This is a genomic window from Sphingomonas sp. PvP018 (assembly GCF_017876865.1).
GTDB classification, from domain to species: Bacteria; Pseudomonadota; Alphaproteobacteria; order Sphingomonadales; family Sphingomonadaceae; genus Sphingomonas; species Sphingomonas aerolata.
In genome coordinates this window covers 3,768,191-3,784,927 of record NZ_JAGIOU010000001.1, presented here as the reverse complement: position 1 = coordinate 3,784,927, position 16,737 = coordinate 3,768,191, and the positions used below count along the sequence as shown (strand labels likewise).

Genomic DNA, 16,737 nt, shown 5'->3' with positions numbered 1-16,737 from the left:
CGTGCCGCACATCGGACGGGGTCAGGTCAGCCCAGCCGTCCCAGTGCCGCCTGCAATCGCGCAGCTTCGGCGGCCTTGTCGGCGTGGTCCGCCTTGGCCTTCTCGACCGCTTCGGGCTTGGCGCGCTCGACGAAGCTCGCATTGCCGAGCCTCCCTGCGAGCGCGTCGCGCTCCTTCTCCGCCGCCGCGATCGCCTTGGTCAGGCGGGTGCGCTCGGCGTCGAGATCGATGACGCCCTCGAGCGGCAGGACGAAGGTCGCCTCGTCGACCACGACCTGCGCCGCGCCGCCGGTGGCTTCGCCCTCGGCATGCGTGACGCGCGCGAGGCGTGCGAGCGCGGGCGCCTGGCGTTCGAGCCGTGCGAGCGTCGCCGCACTCGCGTCACGAACGTGCAGCGGCAGACGCGCGCCCGGCGGCACGTTCAGCTCGTTGCGCGCGGTGCGGATCTCGCCGACGAGCCGGATCAGCCAGTCGACCTCCCTGCTCGCCTCGGGATCGAGCGAGCGCGCATCCGCCATCGGCCACTGCGCGACGATCAGGTCGTGCTCACGCGCGCCCATCGCGTGCCACAGCTCCTCGGTGATGAACGGCATGAACGGGTGGAGCAGCACCAGGATCTGGTCGAGCACCCAGCCCGCGACCGCCTTGGATTCCTCGTCGATCTGGCCGCGGACGTCATCGACCATCTGCGGCTTGATGAGTTCGAGATACCAGTCGCAGAAGCGGCTCCACGCGAACTGGTAGATCGCGTTGGCGGCGCCGTCGAAGCGGTAGTCGGCGAGCGCGAGGTCGACCTGCTGCACGGTCGCGATCGTCTCGGCGATGATCCACTTGTTGACCGCGAGCTCCGCGCGCGGCGCCTCCAGCGTGGTGCTCGCGACGATGCCGTTGGCCTGCGCGAAGCGGGCGGCGTTCCACAGCTTGGTCGCGAAGTTGCGATAGCCCTCGACGCGCTTCTCATCCATCTTGATGTCGCGGCCCTGGCTTTCCATCGCCGCCATGAAGAAGCGCAGCGCATCGGCGCCATACTGGTCGATCAGCCCGAGCGGGTTGACGACATTGCCCTTCGACTTCGACATCTTCGCGCCGTCCGCCGCGCGGACGAGGCCGTGCAGGTAGAGCGTGCGGAACGGCACGTCCTTCATGAAGTGCAGCCCCTGCATCATCATCCGAGCGTTCCAGAAGAACAGGATGTCGAAGCCGGAGATGAGCACGTCGTTGGGATAGCGGCCGCCGAGTTGCGATCCGGAGGCAAGCCCCTCCCCTTCAGGGGAGGGGTTGGGGTGGGGAGCCGCCCCGCGCGCGTCGGTCTCGATGAGATGGGACGGCCCCACCCCTTGCCCCTCCCCTGAAGGGGAGGGGTAAGAAGTGCCGTCCCAGCCTAGCGTTGCGAAGGGCCAGAGTGCGGAGGAGAACCACGTGTCGAGCACGTCCGGATCGCGCACCAGCGTCACGCCCGCGCCGGCGAGCGCCTGCGCTTCGGCCTCGGTTTCAGCCACGTACGGCGTACCGTCCGGCCCGAACCAGGCCGGGATCTGATGCCCCCACCACAGCTGGCGCGACACGCACCAGGGCTGGATGTTCTCCATCCAGTTGAAGAACGTCTTCTCCCAGGTCTTGGGCACGATATCGATCGCGCCGACGCGGACCGCCTCGATCGCGGGCTGCGCGAGCGTCTTGGCGTCGACATACCATTGGTCGGTCAGCCACGGCTCGATCACCACGCCCGAGCGATCGCCGTACGGCGTCTGGATCGTGCGCGGCTCGGCGTCGTGCTCGACGCCGTCCTTGTCGACATGCGCGATCAGGAAGCCCTCGGCCTTCAGCTGCGCGACGACGGCTTTCCGCGCCTCCGCGGTCGTCAGCCCGAGCAGCTCGGCGGGGATCAGCCCGTCGGACACCTGCACGACGCGCGCCTTGGCATCGAGCATGTTGAGCATCGCGCCCGCGGCCATCCCTGCCCGCTTGCCGACCTCGAAATCGTTGAAGTCATGCCCCGGCGTGATCTTCACCGCGCCCGATCCGAGCTCGGGATCGGCATGGTCGTCGGCGATGATCGGGATCAGCCGCCCGGTGATCGGCAGCTTCACCTGCTTGCCGATCAGCGCGGTGTAGCGCGCGTCCGCGCCGTTCACCGCGACCGCCATGTCGGCGAGCATCGTCTCGGGCCGCGTCGTCGCGACCTCGATGAAGCCGGATCCGTCGGCGAGCGGATAGCGCAAGTGCCAGAAGCTGCCCTTGATCTCGCGCGTCTCGACCTCGAGGTCGCTGATCGCGGTGCCGAGGCCCGGATCCCAGTTCACCAGCCGCTTGTCGCGGTAGAGCAGCCCCTGTTTGTGCAGGTCGACGAACACTTTCAGGACGGCCTTCGAAAAGCCCTCGTCCATCGTGAAGCGTTCGTTCGCCCAGTCCATCGAACAGCCCAAGCGGCGGAGCTGCTGCGTGATCTCGCCGCCGCTCTCTTCCTTCCACGCCCAGACCTTGGCGATGAAGTCCTCGCGCGAGAGGTCGGTGCGCTTCTGCGGCGGGGACATTGCGCCCATCTGGCGCTCGACCACCATCTGCGTCGCGATGCCCGCGTGATCGGTGCCGACCACCCAGAGCGCGTCCTTGCCCTTGAGGCGGGCGTGGCGCGTCAGGATGTCCTGCAGCGTGTTGTCGAGCGCATGGCCGATATGCAGGCTGCCCGTGACGTTGGGCGGCGGGTTGACGATCGTCCAGGGTTCCGCGTTCGGGCGGTCGGGGCGGAACTGGCCGCTGGCCTCCCAATGCGCATACCAGCGCGATTCGATGGAGGCGGGGTCGAAGGTTTTGGGAAGCTCGCTCATACCCCGTGCCTTAGCGAGCGTGTCCGGGCTAGACCAGCCTCACGTCCGCGCCCCCGGCTTGTCGAGCACCGCCCGGATGCGGTCGTTCAACTCATTCCGCCGATAGGGTTTGCGGATCAGTTCGAACGACCGGCTGCCCTCGTCGATCGCCTCGTCGGCAAAGCCCGTCGTCAGCAGCACCGCGGTGTGCGGATAGTCGCGCCGCACCGACTGGGCCAGGGTGACGCCGTTCATGCCGCCGGGCATCAGGATATCGGTGAACAGCAGGCGGAATTCGGAGTCCTGACGGAGCGTGTCCAGCGCGGCGCGCGCGCTGTTGACCAGGACGACGTCATAGCCGAGATCCTCGAGGATCGTCCGCCCCAGCTCGCCCACTTCGCGCTGATCCTCGACCATAAGCACGCGCTCGGCACCGCCCGCATGCGGTGCGATCGGCCCCGCGGTCTTGCGCTCGACCGCACCGCTCGCACGCGGGAAGTAGAGCGAGAATTCGGCACCGCCCCCGCTGAGGTTGCGCACCGTCGCAAGGCCGCCCGACTGGCGCACGAATCCGTAGACCATCGCGAGACCCAGCCCGGCGCCCTTGCCCATCTCCTTCGTCGTGAAAAAGGGTTCGAAGATCTTATCGACGGTCCCGGGATCGATCCCCGGCCCGTTGTCGCGAATGCTCAGGACGACATATTCGCCGGGCTCCAGCCTCGCGACACCGCCATCCTCGGGAAGGACGGCGTTGCGCGTCGTGATCGTAATCTCGCCCGTGCCGTCGAGCGCGTCGCGGGCATTGGCGATGATGTTGAGCAGCGCCATCTCGGCCTGCACCGGATCGACGCGGCAATTCCACAGATCGGTCGCCAGGTCGCGCTTCAGCGTGATTCCACTGCCGATGCTGCGGTCGAGAATTGGCCGAAAATCGCCCAGCAGCTGGTTGAGATTCATCAACCGGTCGCGCAATTCCTGCTTGCGCGCAAAGGCGAGCAGCTGTTGCGTGAGTGTCGCCGCGCGCGAGGCCGAGGTCGAGATCGCATCGACCGCCCGCCGCGCCGATCGATCGCTCGCGTCGATCCGCGCGTCGAGGATGTCGGCATAGCCCTGGATGACCTGCAGCAGATTGTTGAAGTCGTGCGCGATGCCCCCGGTCAGCTTGCCGACCGCCTCCATCCGCTGCGCCTCGTGCAGCGCCTCCTCCGCCTCGCGGCGGCGCGAGATGTCCAGCTGGCTCGCGAAGAAATAGCGGAGCTCGCCGTCGTCGCCGAACACGGGCGAGACGTAGAGCGCATTCCAGAAGGTCGAGCCGTTCTTGCGGTAGTTGAGCATCTCGACCGAGACTTCTTCACGCTTGGCGATCGCGGCGCGTAATTCGCCGACGACCGTGCGGTCGGTCTCGGGGCCCTGCAGGAAGCGGCAGTTGTAGCCGAGGATCTCGTCCTGCGAGTAACCGGTCATGAACGAGAAGGCGTCGTTGCAGAAGATGATCGGGTTGTCGGGCCGATGCGGGTCGGTCACCACCATCGGCATCCGCGTGGTCCGCACCGCCGCGAAGAAGATGTCGCTGCTGGCATCGGCCGGCGCGATATCGCCCCAGACGCCTTGAGCGGCGAGACGGGCGGGGATTTCAGGCGCGGACACACTGTGATCGGACATTTGCCAACAACCATAGCGGAACCGTCACGGTTCCGCTCGTCGTGACATTACAGTCGTTTGGACCAGAACCCGGCGAGCAGTGTCCGATCGTCGCCGGCCGGCCAGGTCCCGATACAGTCCCCAGCGCGAAACGCTGCGGCCTGCCCGGTCAGGGCTGCTGGTTCATGATCTTGGCGATCTCGCGCGCGACCATGTCCTCGACCATGTCGGGCAGGTTCGCGTCGATCCATTCGCGCAGCATCGGGCGCAGCATCTCGCGGACCAGACCCTCGAGCGTGCCGTCGCTGCTTCCCTCAGGCTTGACCATCATCCGCGTCAGCGCCTCGAGAGGCGCACGCGTCGCTGCCGCGGTTTCGCGCGACATGATCGGCTGGGCCGGCTCTTCTGCAGGCTGCGGAGCATGCTGCTGGGGCGCATGCGAGGCTGTGGGCGCGACATGCGGTGCGACATGAGGCTGGGGCTGGCTGCGCGGCGGCGCCTGGCGTGGTTCCGGCGCGGCGTCGACCGAGGTCAGCACCGGCGATTTCGGCGGGCGGGGGGTGCGGTCAACCATCGGCATCGGGTCGCTCAGTTCGAGGATTTCATCGTCGTCGATCGCGTCGTCGTCGTAATCGGCCGCGTAATCTGTGGCCGCCGATGCGGGCATCGCCCGCTGGTGGCGCCGCTGGCGGCTCGGCATGCCGTCGCCTTCTTCGGCAATGATGCGTTTGATCGACGAGAGGATTTCCTCCATCGACGGCTCCGCGCTGATATCCCCCATACGGACCATTCCAAACCCCGTCGCCCCACGCGCCCCTATTGGCGGCTCGGCGCATCCTTACCTGTCGTCAATGCCGGGTTCCTGTCAACCGGGCTGTCGAGCAACGGGTCAAGTTCACGGCGCACGGCGGCGTCCTGCGTGGGCGACTGGACGGTACGCGTCGCGACCGGCACCGGCTCGCCATCGCCGCCCCAGTCCCAGATCTTCTTGTGGACGCGGTCGTAATTGGCGACCGGATCGTACAGCACGCCGCCGTCGAGGCCGAGGTCGCGCGCCTCCGCCTGCCCCATCGCCGCGAGCAGCGCGAAACCCGCGACATAGGCGTCGCGCCGCGCCGTCACGAGCGTGACCTGACTGTTGAGCAGTTCCTGCTCGGCGTTGAGGATGTCGAGGATCGTGCGTGTGCCGACGCTGTTCTCCGCCCGGACACCCTCGAGGCTGAGCTTGTTCGCGTTGACCGCGGTCTCGGACGACTGGATCACCTGTTCCGACGAACGCCAGACGGCATAGGCCGAACGCGCCTGCGCGATCACATTGCGCTCGGCGGCGGTCACATTCTCGATCGCGCGGCTTTGAAACGCCTCGGCCTGGCGGACCTGCGCGGCGGGACGACCGCCCTGGAACAGCGGCATCGTCAGCGACAGGCCCGCCTGCACCGCCTTGTTCGCATTGGGAAAGGTGTTGATGCTGCCGTCGGTCGTCGACGCCGATCCGAGATAGTTGGTGTAGCTGGCGCCGCCGGTAGCACTGATCTGCGGCAGGCGGCTCGCCCGCGCGACACCGACATCGTACCGCGTCGCGTCGCGTTCCTTCGCCGCCGCGATCAGCACGGGATTATTGTCGATCGCCACCGTCACCGCCAGGGCGGGGCTGTCGGGCAGATGCGGGAGGGTCGGCGGCGTTTCGAGCGTGCCGGCGGGCGTCCCGACAAAGCGGATATAGTTTTCCCGGCTGGTGATCAGCTGCGCCTCGGCCGACTGGAGCTGCGCCCGCGCGAGCGCGAGCCGTGCCTCGGACTGGGCGACGTCGGTGCGGGTCAGGTCGCCGACCTGGAACCGGTCGCGGCTGGCCTGGAGATTGATGTCGAGTACGCGAACATTCTGCGTGTTCAGGCCGACGATCGCCTCGTCGCGGATCACGTCCATATAGGCGCCGACGACGTTGGTGAAGAGATCGGCCTCGGTACCGCGCAGCGTCGCGCGGCCCGCCTCGACCCGAGTCTTCGCCGCGGCGACCGAGTTGCGCACCTGCCCGCCCTGATAGAGCGGCACGGAGACGTTCGCGCGTGCCACGACCTGACGTGGCAAGGCGATGAAGCTGTTCGCGGCGGTCACGACGAACTCGGTGTAATCGCCGGTGGCATTCGCCGAGGGCAACCCTGAGGCACGCGCGATCGGGACATTCTCGTCGGTCGCGCGCAGCGTCGCACGCTGCGCGGTGATCGTCGGGTTGGTCGTATAGGCCTTGACCAGCGCCTCGCGGAGCGTCTCCGCATGGACCGGTGCAGCGCTGTATAGCAGCGCAACACCCGAGAGCAGACGGCGAACTTGAGCGGCGCGCGGCATGATGTGCCTCAGAACTTGAAGGGTTTGGGTGTTTCGAAACCCGGCAGCGTCACGCACTCGACATCGACGAACGCCGCCAGTGCAAAGCCGCCATCGGTCTTTCGTCCCGATGCGAGCCGGGTCACGCCGCGATCCGCGATCCCGGCGACGATGCGGCCGCCCGACCGGATCTGCGCCACCAGCGTGTCGGGGATCGCCTCGACCGCGCCGTCGATGACGAGCACGTCATAGGGCGCGCCCGCGGCATGGCCCTGTGCCATCGGCCCCTCGACCAGTTCGACCGTCGGCGTGGCGTCCAGCGCATCGCGTGCGGTGCCGAGCAAGGCCGCATCGCTGTCGACCGCGACCACCGTACCGACGATCTCGGCGAGAACCGCAGCGGTGTAGCCCGTCGCGGCACCGATCAGCAGGACACGGTCGGTGGCGGTCAGATAGGCCTCGGTCAGCAACCGGCCGGTCGCCATCGGCAGGTTGGCGTAACGACCGCCGCCGAGCGGGATCGGTGCGTCGCGATAGGCGATCGACCGGACATCGTCAGGCACGAACGCCTCGCGCGGCACCCGCGCCATCGCCGCGACGACGCGCTGGTCACTGACCGCGTTGGTGCGCAGCTGGCTGGCCACCATGGCGTGACGCATGACCGCGAAATCGGGACCGCCGTCGGACGTGCCGACAGCCGCACGCGTGCGGGTAGTGGAGTTCGTATCGAGGCTGATCGTCGTCATGGTCCATCCTGTCGCACAGCTGTTTTAGTTGCGCAATACACTTGTTCGCTTGCGTCAATCTCTACCGTGCCGCCAGCGTCGCGCCAAGCGACCTGTCGCGAATCGCGCCAGACGGCGCGGCTCGGAACGGCACAGAGGTCGGAATGGCACAGGGGCCGGATGCCGGGACTAGGGCGCCCCGCCCGCCCGTGTGACACCGAAATGCCGCGGGCGGGACGCCGAGGGCGCACGCAGAATGCGGCAACACCTCGCTCAGGCGCCTAGCACGGGCGCGCCCTGATCGGGCATCGGAATTTCCGCCGGGTCGATGACGGGGGTGGGCGTGGGATCGGGGGCGGTATCGATCTTCGGCGCCCGGCGGGCCGGCACCGCGCTGATGATCCGCTCACTGGTCTCGGCGGGAACCTGCAACGCCTGCGTCGGCGCGCCGAGCACGGCGGCGCGCGCGCGGACGCTCGCGTCGAGAAACGGCGTGCTCATCGCCATGAACCGCCGCGGCGTCATCCCGAGAAACGTGCCGGCGTCGCGCAGGAAATGCGACACGTCGAAATAGCTCGGGTCGATCGCCGAATAGTCGGTGCCGCCGGGCTTCCGGAACACGCGCAGGAACGAGCGCAGGAACCGTGCGCGCCGCAACAGCATCTTGGGGGTGAAGCCGAAATGCCGCACCGCCAGCCGCCGCAGCGTGTCGGGGCTGATCGCCAGCTTGGCCGCGACCGCAGCGACGTCATCGCCGCCGTCCTGCCCGATCAGCCGGGTGAGCTGCCGGATCGTCGCGGATTCGCGGTGCGGCGGCCCGAGCAGGTCGCACAGGATGGCATCGAGGATCGGCGCGACCTGGTCGTCGCGCTCGGCCGCCCGTAGTGCAGTCGTCAGCCGCTGGGTCGCGACCGGCCCGAGCGCCTCGGCAAGCGGCACGATCCGGTCGCGATAATCTGCCGCCGACCGAGTGAACAGCCGGCTCCAGGCCAGCGCGCTGACCCCGAACCCGATCATGACGCCGCCATTGGTCGTCGCCTTCAGCGCGGTCCCCGTCGGGCCGTACAGCGTCGCCGCCGGCAGGGGCCCGAACGTCCGCCGGCCGATCGCCACGCTGATCGGTCCCGCCTCGAACGCGAACCGGACATTGGCCGTCCCCGGCAGGAAGCGGTTGACCTGGCCGATGCTGGCCGGACCGGTCGCGCGATAGACATGGTAGCCGGTGATGAGGTCGGTGAGCGCGTCGCAGGGCTGGTCATATCGGATCGCCATGCCCGCGGGCATCGCGAAGATATCGGGCGCCAGCCCTGCGCGGTTCGTTCCCCCGGACACCTGCATCACGTCCAAAAGAAACTCCATATGAAGCCAGGGATTGGACCGTATCGTGCCCAATCCATCGCCGGCGTGCAAGCCGTCCCCCAACCCGGCACCGCACCGCCGTGGCACACCCCACGACTATTTTAGCCCTCAAACGCGATCGCCCGGTTGACCCGCCGCACAAAAGCCCGCATTTGCGCGCTCCGCATCGAGGCCCGATGGCGGAGTGGTGACGTAGAGGACTGCAAATCCTCGCACCCGGGTTCGATTCCCGGTCGGGCCTCCAATCTCATATCCTATCGTTGCCACATGGCGCGACGCACTGCGGCGATCGAGCGCAGTGACTTGATGCGCGGACCGCGCTTTCCCAGGCATGAGCGCGGTCTTGAGACAAGTCCCCGCGACGACGGGCCCTAGACCGCGGTCCCTGATCGACGTCAGGCATCCCGACATTCGATGATAGGGAGGCGGATCCGAAGCGCGACCGATTCGCTTTCACCCTTATTCGCCAGGTACATGTCATGACCCGACCATCGATCGCCGCCGGCCTTGTCGGCCTTGCCATCGCCGCCGCCGGACTGGGCTGTCCGGCCTCGGCCGCGCCCTCCCCGCAGCGCATGCCCCCACCCCCCGCACCTCAAAAAGCAAACGCGCCCGTCAGGTCCAGCGCGAGCGCCAACGTTCGTATCAGGGGCCCCGTCTTCGGCGTGAACATTGCCGGGTGCAGCTTTGTCGCCGACGGTACGCTCTGCCCGACGCCCGCGTCGGTCCGCGCCTATCTCGACAAGGGATTCACGATGGTCCGCCTGCCGTTCAAGGGACCGCAGATGGCGGACCCTGCGATCCGCAGGAAGTTGGTGGCAGCGACGCGCGCCGCGCTCGACCGCGGCGCCTATGTCGTGCTCGATCGTCACGACTATAGCTGGCCATCGGTATCCGAACAGGTCGCGTTCTGGACATCGCTGATGGCGAGCATGCCGCGGTCCGACCGGATCATCATCGACCCGATGAACGAGCCCAAGCATTTCGACGACCCGGTGCTGACCAACGACTGGGATCAATGGGCGCGCGATACCAACCAGATCATCGCGGGCCTGCGCGCCGCGGGAATCCGCAATGTCATCGCGCCGGAATATCCCGGGTCCTCCGCCACCTTCCGGCTGCGCAAGCGCGAGGACGCCGCCAAGCCGTCCGAAAGCGCGCTGGTCGCACTCGACCGCGCGGGCGGGCTGAAGGATCCGCTCGGCCTGACCATCATCAACGGGCACCGCTATTTCGACAAGGGGTCGAGCGGAACCCAGCCGAGCTGCACGGGGACGCCGGGCTATGACAATTTCGCGTCCGAGCTGCGGGCGCGCGGGTTGAAGGGGATCATCACCGAATCGGCGTTCGGACGCGCTGGGGCGATACCGCCGAGCTGCGAGGCGGCAGGCGCAGCGGCGATCGCCTATCTCAAGAGCAATGCCGATACGGTCGTCGGCGTGACCTGGTGGGGCGGTGGCGCGGCCTGGAACGAGCGGTATCTGTTCAAGATCGAGCCGAAAAAGGGCAGTTTCGGCCCCAAGCACAAGGACGCCTATCTCGACCGCCTGCTCGGCCGCTGACCCCGCGCGGTTGAGGCCGGGCGGGATAAGGTCGGACTTACGATACCCAATTTCGGGACGGCAGCATCAACGCTGGTGCGGCCGTCTCCCGAAGGAAAAGCGCGATTGGGAGTATGCGCACTTCTTGCATTGCCGCACCCAAGTCTCGCCACCGGCCTCATCCACTGAAACAACGCGCCATTCGCCGAGGCGATGCCAGCAGATGAGCATCAGGACACCGCTTCCGCCACGCGTACCGGCTCCGTCGCCGGAACGATGCCCGCTAGCGTGAACGCAATCTGCTCGAGTCTGGTATCGAGCTCCCTATTGTCGAATTCGCGCTCAATCTTGGCGCGTGCCGCCACCCGCATGCTCGCCAGATCCACCTCCCCCGATTCGATTGTCGTTATGATGTCGGCGATCTGTCCGGCATTGCGCTCTTCGACCAGAAAGCCCTCGACGCCGTCGTCGATGAGTTCCGGGATGCCGCTATGCCAGGTGGAGACGGTGATGACGCCGAGCGCCATGGCCTCCATCAGCGACACGGGAATCCCTTCCATGTCGCCATTGTCGGCGACGACGGACGGCAGCAGGAACACGTCGGACCGCTTGAGTTCCGCAAGCACCTCGCGGTGCGGGATCTTGCCGAGGAACGTCACGCGCGCAGGACAGGCCGCAGCGGCCTCGCGCAGTTCCTTCTCCAGTGGCCCGTAGCCGATGATCGACAGATGCGAGTCGCCCGGCGCCGCGCACATGGCATTGATCGCGTAGATCAGCCCCTTTTTCTGGACGAAGCGCGCCGTCGTCAGCAGCCGCAATGGCCCGGCAGCGCCGCGACGTGGCTGCGGCATCGGAAAGTCGCTGACGTCGACCCCCATCCGGTGAACCGTGATCATCGCCGGGTCAGCCCCCCAGCCGATCAGCTTCTTCTTCCACAATTCACTGATCGGAAGCAGTGATTCGGTCTGAGTGAAGAGGCGGCGGTAATGCGGCAGGAATTTTTTGACGAGACTATGCTCGGTCACGTCAAGACCATGAAAGACTGTGGCGATCGGGCCCGAGATCAGACCGGCGTCGCGCAGATACATCGCCCGCACGCCCGCGGGACCGAAATGCGCGATGATGGCATCGAAATGACCAAGTCCCTGTTCGCCGACACTGAGAATATCGACGATCGGCGCGACGATTCCATCGCGCAAGCCAGTAAGTCCTGCGCGAATTCGCCGCCGACTCTTGCCGGATTGCGCGCCAAGCAGAAGTCGAGCCGACTTTTTCAGCAATTGCGCAATCGGCGATGAGTCCCCTGTATTCGCGCGTACGGAGAGGATGCGCGCGGCACCGGATAGTGGATCATCGACAGAAAGATCATGCTGGCCGGTAATGATCGTAACCTGATGCCCGAGGTCGATCATACCCCTAATCTGACGAACGACGAACGTTTCCGAAAGAACGGGATAGTTCGAAAGAAAGAAAGCAATCTTCATGACGTGCCGCCCGGTATATTCAACGAATGATGTAACCGGACTGGCGACGCCACTGGGCAATGCAGCATTGCTTACGAGCGCCGTCGATGCGGTTCACGCCGAGCCAGCACATAGGCGAGTTCAAGCAATTTAACGCCTAGGCGGATACAGAAGAATTTCTCCACGAAAAATTGCGGGTCTATCGGCGATCCCTGTACTTTATCGGGACTTGTTGCCGTCGGGCCACGCTTCCGGCGTTGCTTTGGCGATACCGGGCCGCACGTCCGGTCTACGCGCGCTGGATCAGGTGCAGGACGACACGCCAGAACGGATAGGACGCGCATTGCGGCCAGGTGTGCGGGCACAGGCCTTCGACGTGCCAGCGCACGGCGAGGATCGCCAGCGTCGTCGCGATCGCGGTGGCGAGCGCGGTCAGCCAGCGTGCTTTCAGACCGATCCGCGGTTTGACGCCCCATTCGAGCAGTGCCGCCAGCAGCCAGAACGCCGCGATCTGCCAGCGGGAATAGGTGTCGAGCAGCATGAACCGCGAAAGGATGGCCAGGGCCACCAGCCCGACCGCCAGCAGGATGTTCAGAAGGAACGTACGCATCGCGGTCTCGATCTGGAGGGGGCCTTGGCCGGGACGGGCATGGGAGACAACGCACCCCTCCCCGACTCTCGTCCCGCGCCTGCTACTCTGAGCACATGAATGCGCTGTCCACAGCAGCGGATCATCGGACGATAGCTATAGAGAAGTGCGCGGCCCCGGCGCGGGGGCCAGGGGTCTCTGTGACCCACATGGCGCAAGGTAAATGGCGGAGAGGGTGGGATTCGAACCCACGGTACCCTCGCGGGTACGCCGCATTTCGAGTGCGGTACGTTCGACCACTCTGCCACCTCTCCGCAAGGTCATCCGAAGTGCTGCGAGCAGCGCCTCCGATCGGTCGAGGGCGGGCCTCTAAATCAGACCTTGCCGCAGTGCAAGAGGGTTTTTGCAATCACGAGCGGCCCGGCTTGTGCGTCGCGAAACAGCGCTTAAATTGTCGCCATGCCCCGCCACGACATCCCCATCGACCCCGCCACCCCTGACATCGCCGCGTCCGATGCCCTCTCGTCCGAGCCGGCACCGGCGGCGGCGGTCGAGGTCGTCGCCCCGCCGATCGTCCATGCGAATTTCTCGATCGGCGATATCGTCCGGCACCGCCTGTTCGATTTCCGCGGGGTCGTGTTCGACGTGGATCCTGTCTTTGCCAATACCGATGAATGGTATGAGGCGATTCCCGAACAGATGCGGCCGAAGAAGGACCAGCCCTTCTACCATCTGCTCGCCGAGAATCGCGAGTCGAGCTACGTCGCCTATGTCAGTCAGCAGAATCTGGTGTCCGACACGGGCGACGAGCCGGTCGATCATCCGGGCATCGCCGGATTGTTCACCGACTTTGCCGATGGTCGCTACACGCTGCGCGCCGTCCACCGGCACTGATCGCCTGCCGGGCGCGGCGCCCTGACGCGGCTCCGGCCAGGGCCTGCGATGTTTTAGCCCCCCGCAATGGCCCTTCTTGGTTGACATCGTCACGCCCCTCGCTTAGCTCCCCGGCTTCTCCCGGCGGACCCTGCGTTCGTGGGGCACATGTATTTGGAAAGTGACAAGGGCCATGTTCGCAGTCGTGCGCACGGGCGGCAAGCAGTATCGCGTCGCCGCCGGAGATAAGATCGTCGTCGAAAAGATCGAGGGCGATGCAGGTGCGTCGGTGACGCTGGGTGATGTGCTGTTGGCGGGCGAAGGCTCGGAACTGCGCTCGGTCGAGGGTTTCACCGTCGCTGCAGAGATCATCGCTCAGGCGAAGGCGGACAAGGTCATCGTCTTCAAGAAGCGTCGTCGTCACAACTATCGTCGCAAGAACGGCCATCGCCAGCAGCACACGATCCTGAAGATCGTGTCCGTCGGCGGCCAGACCGCCAAGCAGACCGAGGCTGACGCCCCGGCCGCTCAGGCATAAGGAGTAGCTTCAGATGGCACATAAGAAAGCAGGCGGCTCTTCGCGCAACGGTCGCGATTCAGCCGGTCGTCGTCTCGGCGTGAAGAAGTTCGGTGGCCAGGCATGCGTTGCCGGCAACATCCTCGTGCGCCAGCGCGGGACGAAGTTCTATCCGGGCACCAATGTCGGCATCGGCACGGACCACACGCTGTTCGCGCTGGTCGATGGCCGCGTCGTGTTCAGCCAGGGCAAACTTGGTCGCAAGTTCTGCTCGGTCGAGCTGGCAGCGAATGATGCCGCCGACATGGCAGTTGCAGCCGAATAATATCGGGTAACCATCCGGGTTGCCCACCAGGGTGACCCGGGTCGCGAAAGCGAACCTGAACAAGGGAGACGGGTCACCCCGGCTCCCTTTTTTATTGCTCCCTCCCCTTGGCTGTCGCCGTCCCGTCATCCTGACGTGGCATGCGCGCAGCCGACGACGCGAGAGGAAAAGAGCAATGTTCGCGCGCACGAAGAGACTGACCTTGCGGCCTGGCTGGCCCGAGGATGCGCCTGCGCTGACGCAGGCGATCGGGCACGAAGCCGTGATCGCCAAGCTGACGCGGGCACCCTGGCCCTATTCACTTGGCGACGCGGCGGCCTTTCTGGCGCAACCGCGCGGCGAGCATCAGCCGCGCTTCCTGATCGATGCGCTCGACCCCGGCGCGCCGCGGCTGGTTGGCGGCATCGATATCCATGCATCGCCGGACGGGTACGGCCACGAACTCGGCTATTGGGTGACGCCCGATGCCTGGGGACGCGGCTATGCGACCGAGGCTGGCGAGGCGGTGATCGCGATCGCCCGCCATGCGCTCGGGCTCCGGCGGCTCGAGGCGTTCCATTTCGTCGACAATCCCGCCTCCGGCCGCGTGCTGGCCAAGCTTGGCTTCCGGCCAACCGGGCGGGTCGAGCCGCGAACGTCGCGCGGGCGTGGCGGCGAGGCTCAGGCCGTGCTGTTCGAGCTGGTGCTCGATGAGGACCGATGTGCGCCGATGCCGATGGCGGCGTGATTCGCGCATCCCGACCTTGAAATTGCACCACCCCGGCGAAGGTCGGGGCCCAGTTGGGGGACGTCGCTGACTGCGGTCATCGCGTCGTTACTACGACCTTTCCAACTGGGCCCCGGCCTCCGCCGGGGTGAAATGTTGGGCGACGATTCGCCCTACTCCCCGTTTCCCCGCAAAGGCGGGGGTCAAGGAGTCGCGGGCGGTGCCGTTTGGGACTCTGGGCTCCCGCCTTCGCGGGAGAACGCGGCAGAAGAGTGGCCGCAACCGTAGCTCAGGCCACCGCCGCCCGCCTCTCGACCGGCAGCACCGCCGCCTCATAATCACTCTCGGCCAGCGCGATCAGCGCGCGGTCGTCGTGTTTCCAGGGATGGAAACCGGGCAGGAAATAGGCAGCCCAGACACCCGCGATCTTGCGCGCCATCCCCGGATTGCCGAACGCATACCATGCCATCCGCGCCCAGATCCGCGGGCCCGTGAGCCCGTCCTGCCGCAGCAATTCGGTCATGCCCCGCGCCCGCCCCGTGAAGAAGCGCCACGTGGTGATCAGCATCACCAGCGACTTGACCCGCCAGCGCGTGAACCGCGGCCAGTCGCGCGTTGCATGCAGCCAGGTGTCATAGGCGACGCCCTTGTGCTCGATCTCCTCGGCGGCGTGCCATTGCCACAGCGCCGCCGCCTGCTGGTCGCCGCCGGCGAGGTGCCGGGGGTTCGCGATCAGTTCATGCGCGAGCATCGCGGTGAAATGCTCGAGCGCGGTCGTCGCGGCGAGACTCGCGATCGGCGGGCGCCCCTTGGTCAGTGCGAGCGCGGCGTCGACATCGGCGATCAGCGGCGCGACGTCATACCCCTGGTCGGTGACGTGCCGGTTGAACGCGACATGCTCGCGGGTGTGGATCACCTCCTGCTTGATGAACGCGTTGATCTCGGCGGTCAGCTTGGGCGGCGTACCGTCGCGAAACCGGCGAACGCTGTCGACGAAATAGCCCTCGCCCTTGGGGAAGGTGACCGACAAGGCGTTGTAAAAGGCCGTCGCGATCGGATCGTCGTTCAGCCACCACCGGCGAATCGGCGAGCCCCGGCCAAAACGGCGATCGCGCGGGGTGATCGTCAGATCGACGGGTGTGGTTGCTTTCGCCACGGAAACCTCCAAACAGAGACAGATCGTCATTACTGACACAGTTGTAAGTAGGTTTTTCATTTCGTGACGTCAACACCCCGCAAACGCCTCTCCCCGACCGAATCGCGTGATGCCGCAGTCGAGGCCGCGCGCGCGCTCCTGGTCGAAAGCGGTCCCGGCGCGGTCACGTTGAAGGCGGTTGCGGGCCGGATCGGGCGGACGCACGCCAATCTGCTCCACCATTTCGGTTCGGCCGAGGCGCTGCAGACGGCGCTGATCACGCGGATGGCGGCGGACATCGTCGGCACGATCGGCGCCGCAGTGCTGCGCGTGCGCGCGGGCGAGCTGGATCCGCGCGAAGTAGTCGAGATGACGTTCGACGCATTCGGCAAGGGTGGCGCGGGCGCGCTGGCGAGCTGGATGATCCTGTCGGGCAACACCGACGCGCTCGACCCGATTCTCACCGCGATCCACGATCTGGTCGACGAACTTGCCGAGGGCGACATGCCCGGCGACCAGCCGATCCAGGACCAGACGCTGACGCTGGTCCTGATGGCGCTGGGCGACGCGTTGATGGGCGCGCCGATGGCCCGCGCGCTCGGCCTGCCCGCGACCAGGGCGCGCGAACTCGCGCTCGACGCGCTGCTCGCGAGCAAGGACGCCGCCGCCTGCCCGTCGGCCTGAGCAACGCCGACCAGGGCCCGAGTCGCAGAGGCTGGCGATTTTCGCCA

At 66.6% G+C, this 16,737-nt stretch carries 15 protein-coding genes and 2 tRNA genes; 7 read left to right on the top strand and 10 right to left on the bottom strand.

Annotated elements, in window-relative coordinates; genetic code table 11:
- Positions 1 to 26: 26 nt before the first annotated feature.
- The 6 genes from J3A66_RS17035 to J3A66_RS17010 all read right to left on the bottom strand — a co-directional run bounded on the left by J3A66_RS17035 (position 27) and on the right by J3A66_RS17010 (position 8,845).
- Positions 27 to 2,828 carry a valine--tRNA ligase gene (locus J3A66_RS17035; protein WP_209570123.1) on the bottom strand — a complete coding sequence of 934 codons (2,802 nt, stop codon included), beginning with the start codon at positions 2,826 to 2,828 and terminating at the stop codon, positions 27 to 29.
- Positions 2,829 to 2,867: 39 nt separating this feature from the next.
- Positions 2,868 to 4,469: a histidine kinase famiy protein gene (locus J3A66_RS17030; protein WP_209570114.1), complete on the bottom strand. Its 1,602-nt coding sequence runs from the start codon at positions 4,467 to 4,469 to the stop codon at positions 2,868 to 2,870.
- Positions 4,470 to 4,617: 148 nt separating this feature from the next.
- Positions 4,618 to 5,229: a DUF2497 domain-containing protein gene (locus J3A66_RS17025; RefSeq protein WP_236559263.1), complete on the bottom strand. Its 612-nt coding sequence runs from the start codon at positions 5,227 to 5,229 to the stop codon at positions 4,618 to 4,620.
- Positions 5,230 to 5,264: 35 nt separating this feature from the next.
- A complete protein-coding gene (locus J3A66_RS17020; protein ID WP_056674946.1) occupies positions 5,265 to 6,794 on the bottom strand; it encodes a TolC family outer membrane protein in 1,530 nt (509 codons plus the stop codon).
- 8 nt (positions 6,795 to 6,802) lie between these two features.
- Positions 6,803 to 7,432 (bottom strand): protein-L-isoaspartate O-methyltransferase, encoded by a 630-nt coding sequence (locus J3A66_RS17015; protein WP_192071292.1) that lies wholly within the window; start codon positions 7,430 to 7,432, stop codon positions 6,803 to 6,805.
- A gap of 339 nt (positions 7,433 to 7,771) precedes the next feature.
- Positions 7,772 to 8,845, bottom strand: coding sequence for a hypothetical protein (locus tag J3A66_RS17010; RefSeq protein WP_209570112.1), 1,074 nt, complete (start codon positions 8,843 to 8,845; stop codon positions 7,772 to 7,774).
- A 182-nt stretch (positions 8,846 to 9,027) separates the two neighbouring features.
- Here J3A66_RS17010 and J3A66_RS17005 point away from each other — a divergent pair.
- A tRNA-Cys gene (locus J3A66_RS17005) sits at positions 9,028 to 9,101 on the top strand.
- Positions 9,102 to 9,522: 421 nt separating this feature from the next.
- Positions 9,523 to 10,419, top strand: coding sequence for a cellulase family glycosylhydrolase (locus tag J3A66_RS17000; RefSeq protein ID WP_209570110.1), 897 nt, complete (start codon positions 9,523 to 9,525; stop codon positions 10,417 to 10,419).
- Positions 10,420 to 10,628: 209 nt separating this feature from the next.
- On the opposite strand, the gene J3A66_RS16995 is transcribed toward J3A66_RS17000, so the two are convergent.
- The 3 genes from J3A66_RS16995 to J3A66_RS16985 all read right to left on the bottom strand — a co-directional run bounded on the left by J3A66_RS16995 (position 10,629) and on the right by J3A66_RS16985 (position 12,764).
- Complete coding sequence (locus J3A66_RS16995) at positions 10,629 to 11,882, bottom strand: glycosyltransferase (RefSeq protein ID WP_209570109.1); 1,254 nt, start codon at positions 11,880 to 11,882, stop codon at positions 10,629 to 10,631.
- Positions 11,883 to 12,150: 268 nt separating this feature from the next.
- The gene (locus J3A66_RS16990; RefSeq protein ID WP_209570107.1) at positions 12,151 to 12,471 is read right to left on the bottom strand and encodes a hypothetical protein; all 321 of its coding nucleotides are present in this window, start codon (positions 12,469 to 12,471) and stop codon (positions 12,151 to 12,153) included.
- A gap of 203 nt (positions 12,472 to 12,674) precedes the next feature.
- Positions 12,675 to 12,764 (bottom strand) — tRNA-Ser (locus J3A66_RS16985).
- Positions 12,765 to 12,909: 145 nt separating this feature from the next.
- Between J3A66_RS16985 and hspQ the strand changes: the two genes are divergently transcribed.
- From hspQ to J3A66_RS16965, 4 genes are all read left to right on the top strand, one after another.
- Entirely contained in the window at positions 12,910 to 13,344 is a 435-nt protein-coding gene (hspQ, locus tag J3A66_RS19485; protein WP_209570105.1) for a heat shock protein HspQ, read from the top strand.
- 172 nt (positions 13,345 to 13,516) lie between these two features.
- Entirely contained in the window at positions 13,517 to 13,861 is a 345-nt protein-coding gene (gene rplU / locus J3A66_RS16975) for a 50S ribosomal protein L21 (protein ID WP_031393729.1), read from the top strand.
- Positions 13,862 to 13,874: 13 nt separating this feature from the next.
- Positions 13,875 to 14,165, top strand: coding sequence for a 50S ribosomal protein L27 (gene rpmA, locus J3A66_RS16970; RefSeq protein ID WP_031393730.1), 291 nt, complete (start codon positions 13,875 to 13,877; stop codon positions 14,163 to 14,165).
- Between the two features lie 175 nt (positions 14,166 to 14,340).
- On the top strand, positions 14,341 to 14,892 hold the full coding sequence (locus J3A66_RS16965; RefSeq protein ID WP_031441337.1) for a GNAT family N-acetyltransferase: 552 nt from the start codon (positions 14,341 to 14,343) through the stop codon (positions 14,890 to 14,892).
- A gap of 268 nt (positions 14,893 to 15,160) precedes the next feature.
- On the opposite strand, the gene J3A66_RS16960 is transcribed toward J3A66_RS16965, so the two are convergent.
- Positions 15,161 to 16,057 (bottom strand): metal-dependent hydrolase, encoded by an 897-nt coding sequence (locus J3A66_RS16960; RefSeq protein WP_056674939.1) that lies wholly within the window; start codon positions 16,055 to 16,057, stop codon positions 15,161 to 15,163.
- Between the two features lie 33 nt (positions 16,058 to 16,090).
- On the opposite strand from J3A66_RS16960, the gene J3A66_RS16955 reads away from it, so the two are divergent.
- Positions 16,091 to 16,690, top strand: a complete 600-nt coding sequence (locus J3A66_RS16955) for a TetR/AcrR family transcriptional regulator (RefSeq protein ID WP_031441339.1) — start codon at positions 16,091 to 16,093, stop codon at positions 16,688 to 16,690.
- The last annotated feature ends 47 nt before the right edge of the window (positions 16,691 to 16,737 follow it).

What these genes read in the sequence shown, in the direction of transcription:
- J3A66_RS16990 (WP_209570107.1), bottom strand. Translation starts at nt 12,471, where the DNA reads ATGCGTACGTTCCTTCTGAACATCCTGCTGGCGGTCGGGCTGGTGGCC.
- J3A66_RS17035 (WP_209570123.1), bottom strand. Translation starts at nt 2,828, where the DNA reads ATGAGCGAGCTTCCCAAAACCTTCGACCCCGCCTCCATCGAATCGCGC.
- J3A66_RS16960 (WP_056674939.1), bottom strand. Translation starts at nt 16,057, where the DNA reads ATGACGATCTGTCTCTGTTTGGAGGTTTCCGTGGCGAAAGCAACCACA.
- J3A66_RS17025 (WP_236559263.1), bottom strand. Translation starts at nt 5,229, where the DNA reads ATGGGGGATATCAGCGCGGAGCCGTCGATGGAGGAAATCCTCTCGTCG.
- hspQ (WP_209570105.1), top strand. Translation starts at nt 12,910, where the DNA reads ATGCCCCGCCACGACATCCCCATCGACCCCGCCACCCCTGACATCGCC.
- J3A66_RS17030 (WP_209570114.1), bottom strand. Translation starts at nt 4,469, where the DNA reads ATGTCCGATCACAGTGTGTCCGCGCCTGAAATCCCCGCCCGTCTCGCC.
- rplU (WP_031393729.1), top strand. Translation starts at nt 13,517, where the DNA reads ATGTTCGCAGTCGTGCGCACGGGCGGCAAGCAGTATCGCGTCGCCGCC.
- J3A66_RS17020 (WP_056674946.1), bottom strand. Translation starts at nt 6,794, where the DNA reads ATGCCGCGCGCCGCTCAAGTTCGCCGTCTGCTCTCGGGTGTTGCGCTG.
- J3A66_RS16965 (WP_031441337.1), top strand. Translation starts at nt 14,341, where the DNA reads ATGTTCGCGCGCACGAAGAGACTGACCTTGCGGCCTGGCTGGCCCGAG.
- rpmA (WP_031393730.1), top strand. Translation starts at nt 13,875, where the DNA reads ATGGCACATAAGAAAGCAGGCGGCTCTTCGCGCAACGGTCGCGATTCA.
- J3A66_RS16995 (WP_209570109.1), bottom strand. Translation starts at nt 11,882, where the DNA reads ATGAAGATTGCTTTCTTTCTTTCGAACTATCCCGTTCTTTCGGAAACG.
- J3A66_RS17015 (WP_192071292.1), bottom strand. Translation starts at nt 7,432, where the DNA reads ATGCGTCACGCCATGGTGGCCAGCCAGCTGCGCACCAACGCGGTCAGT.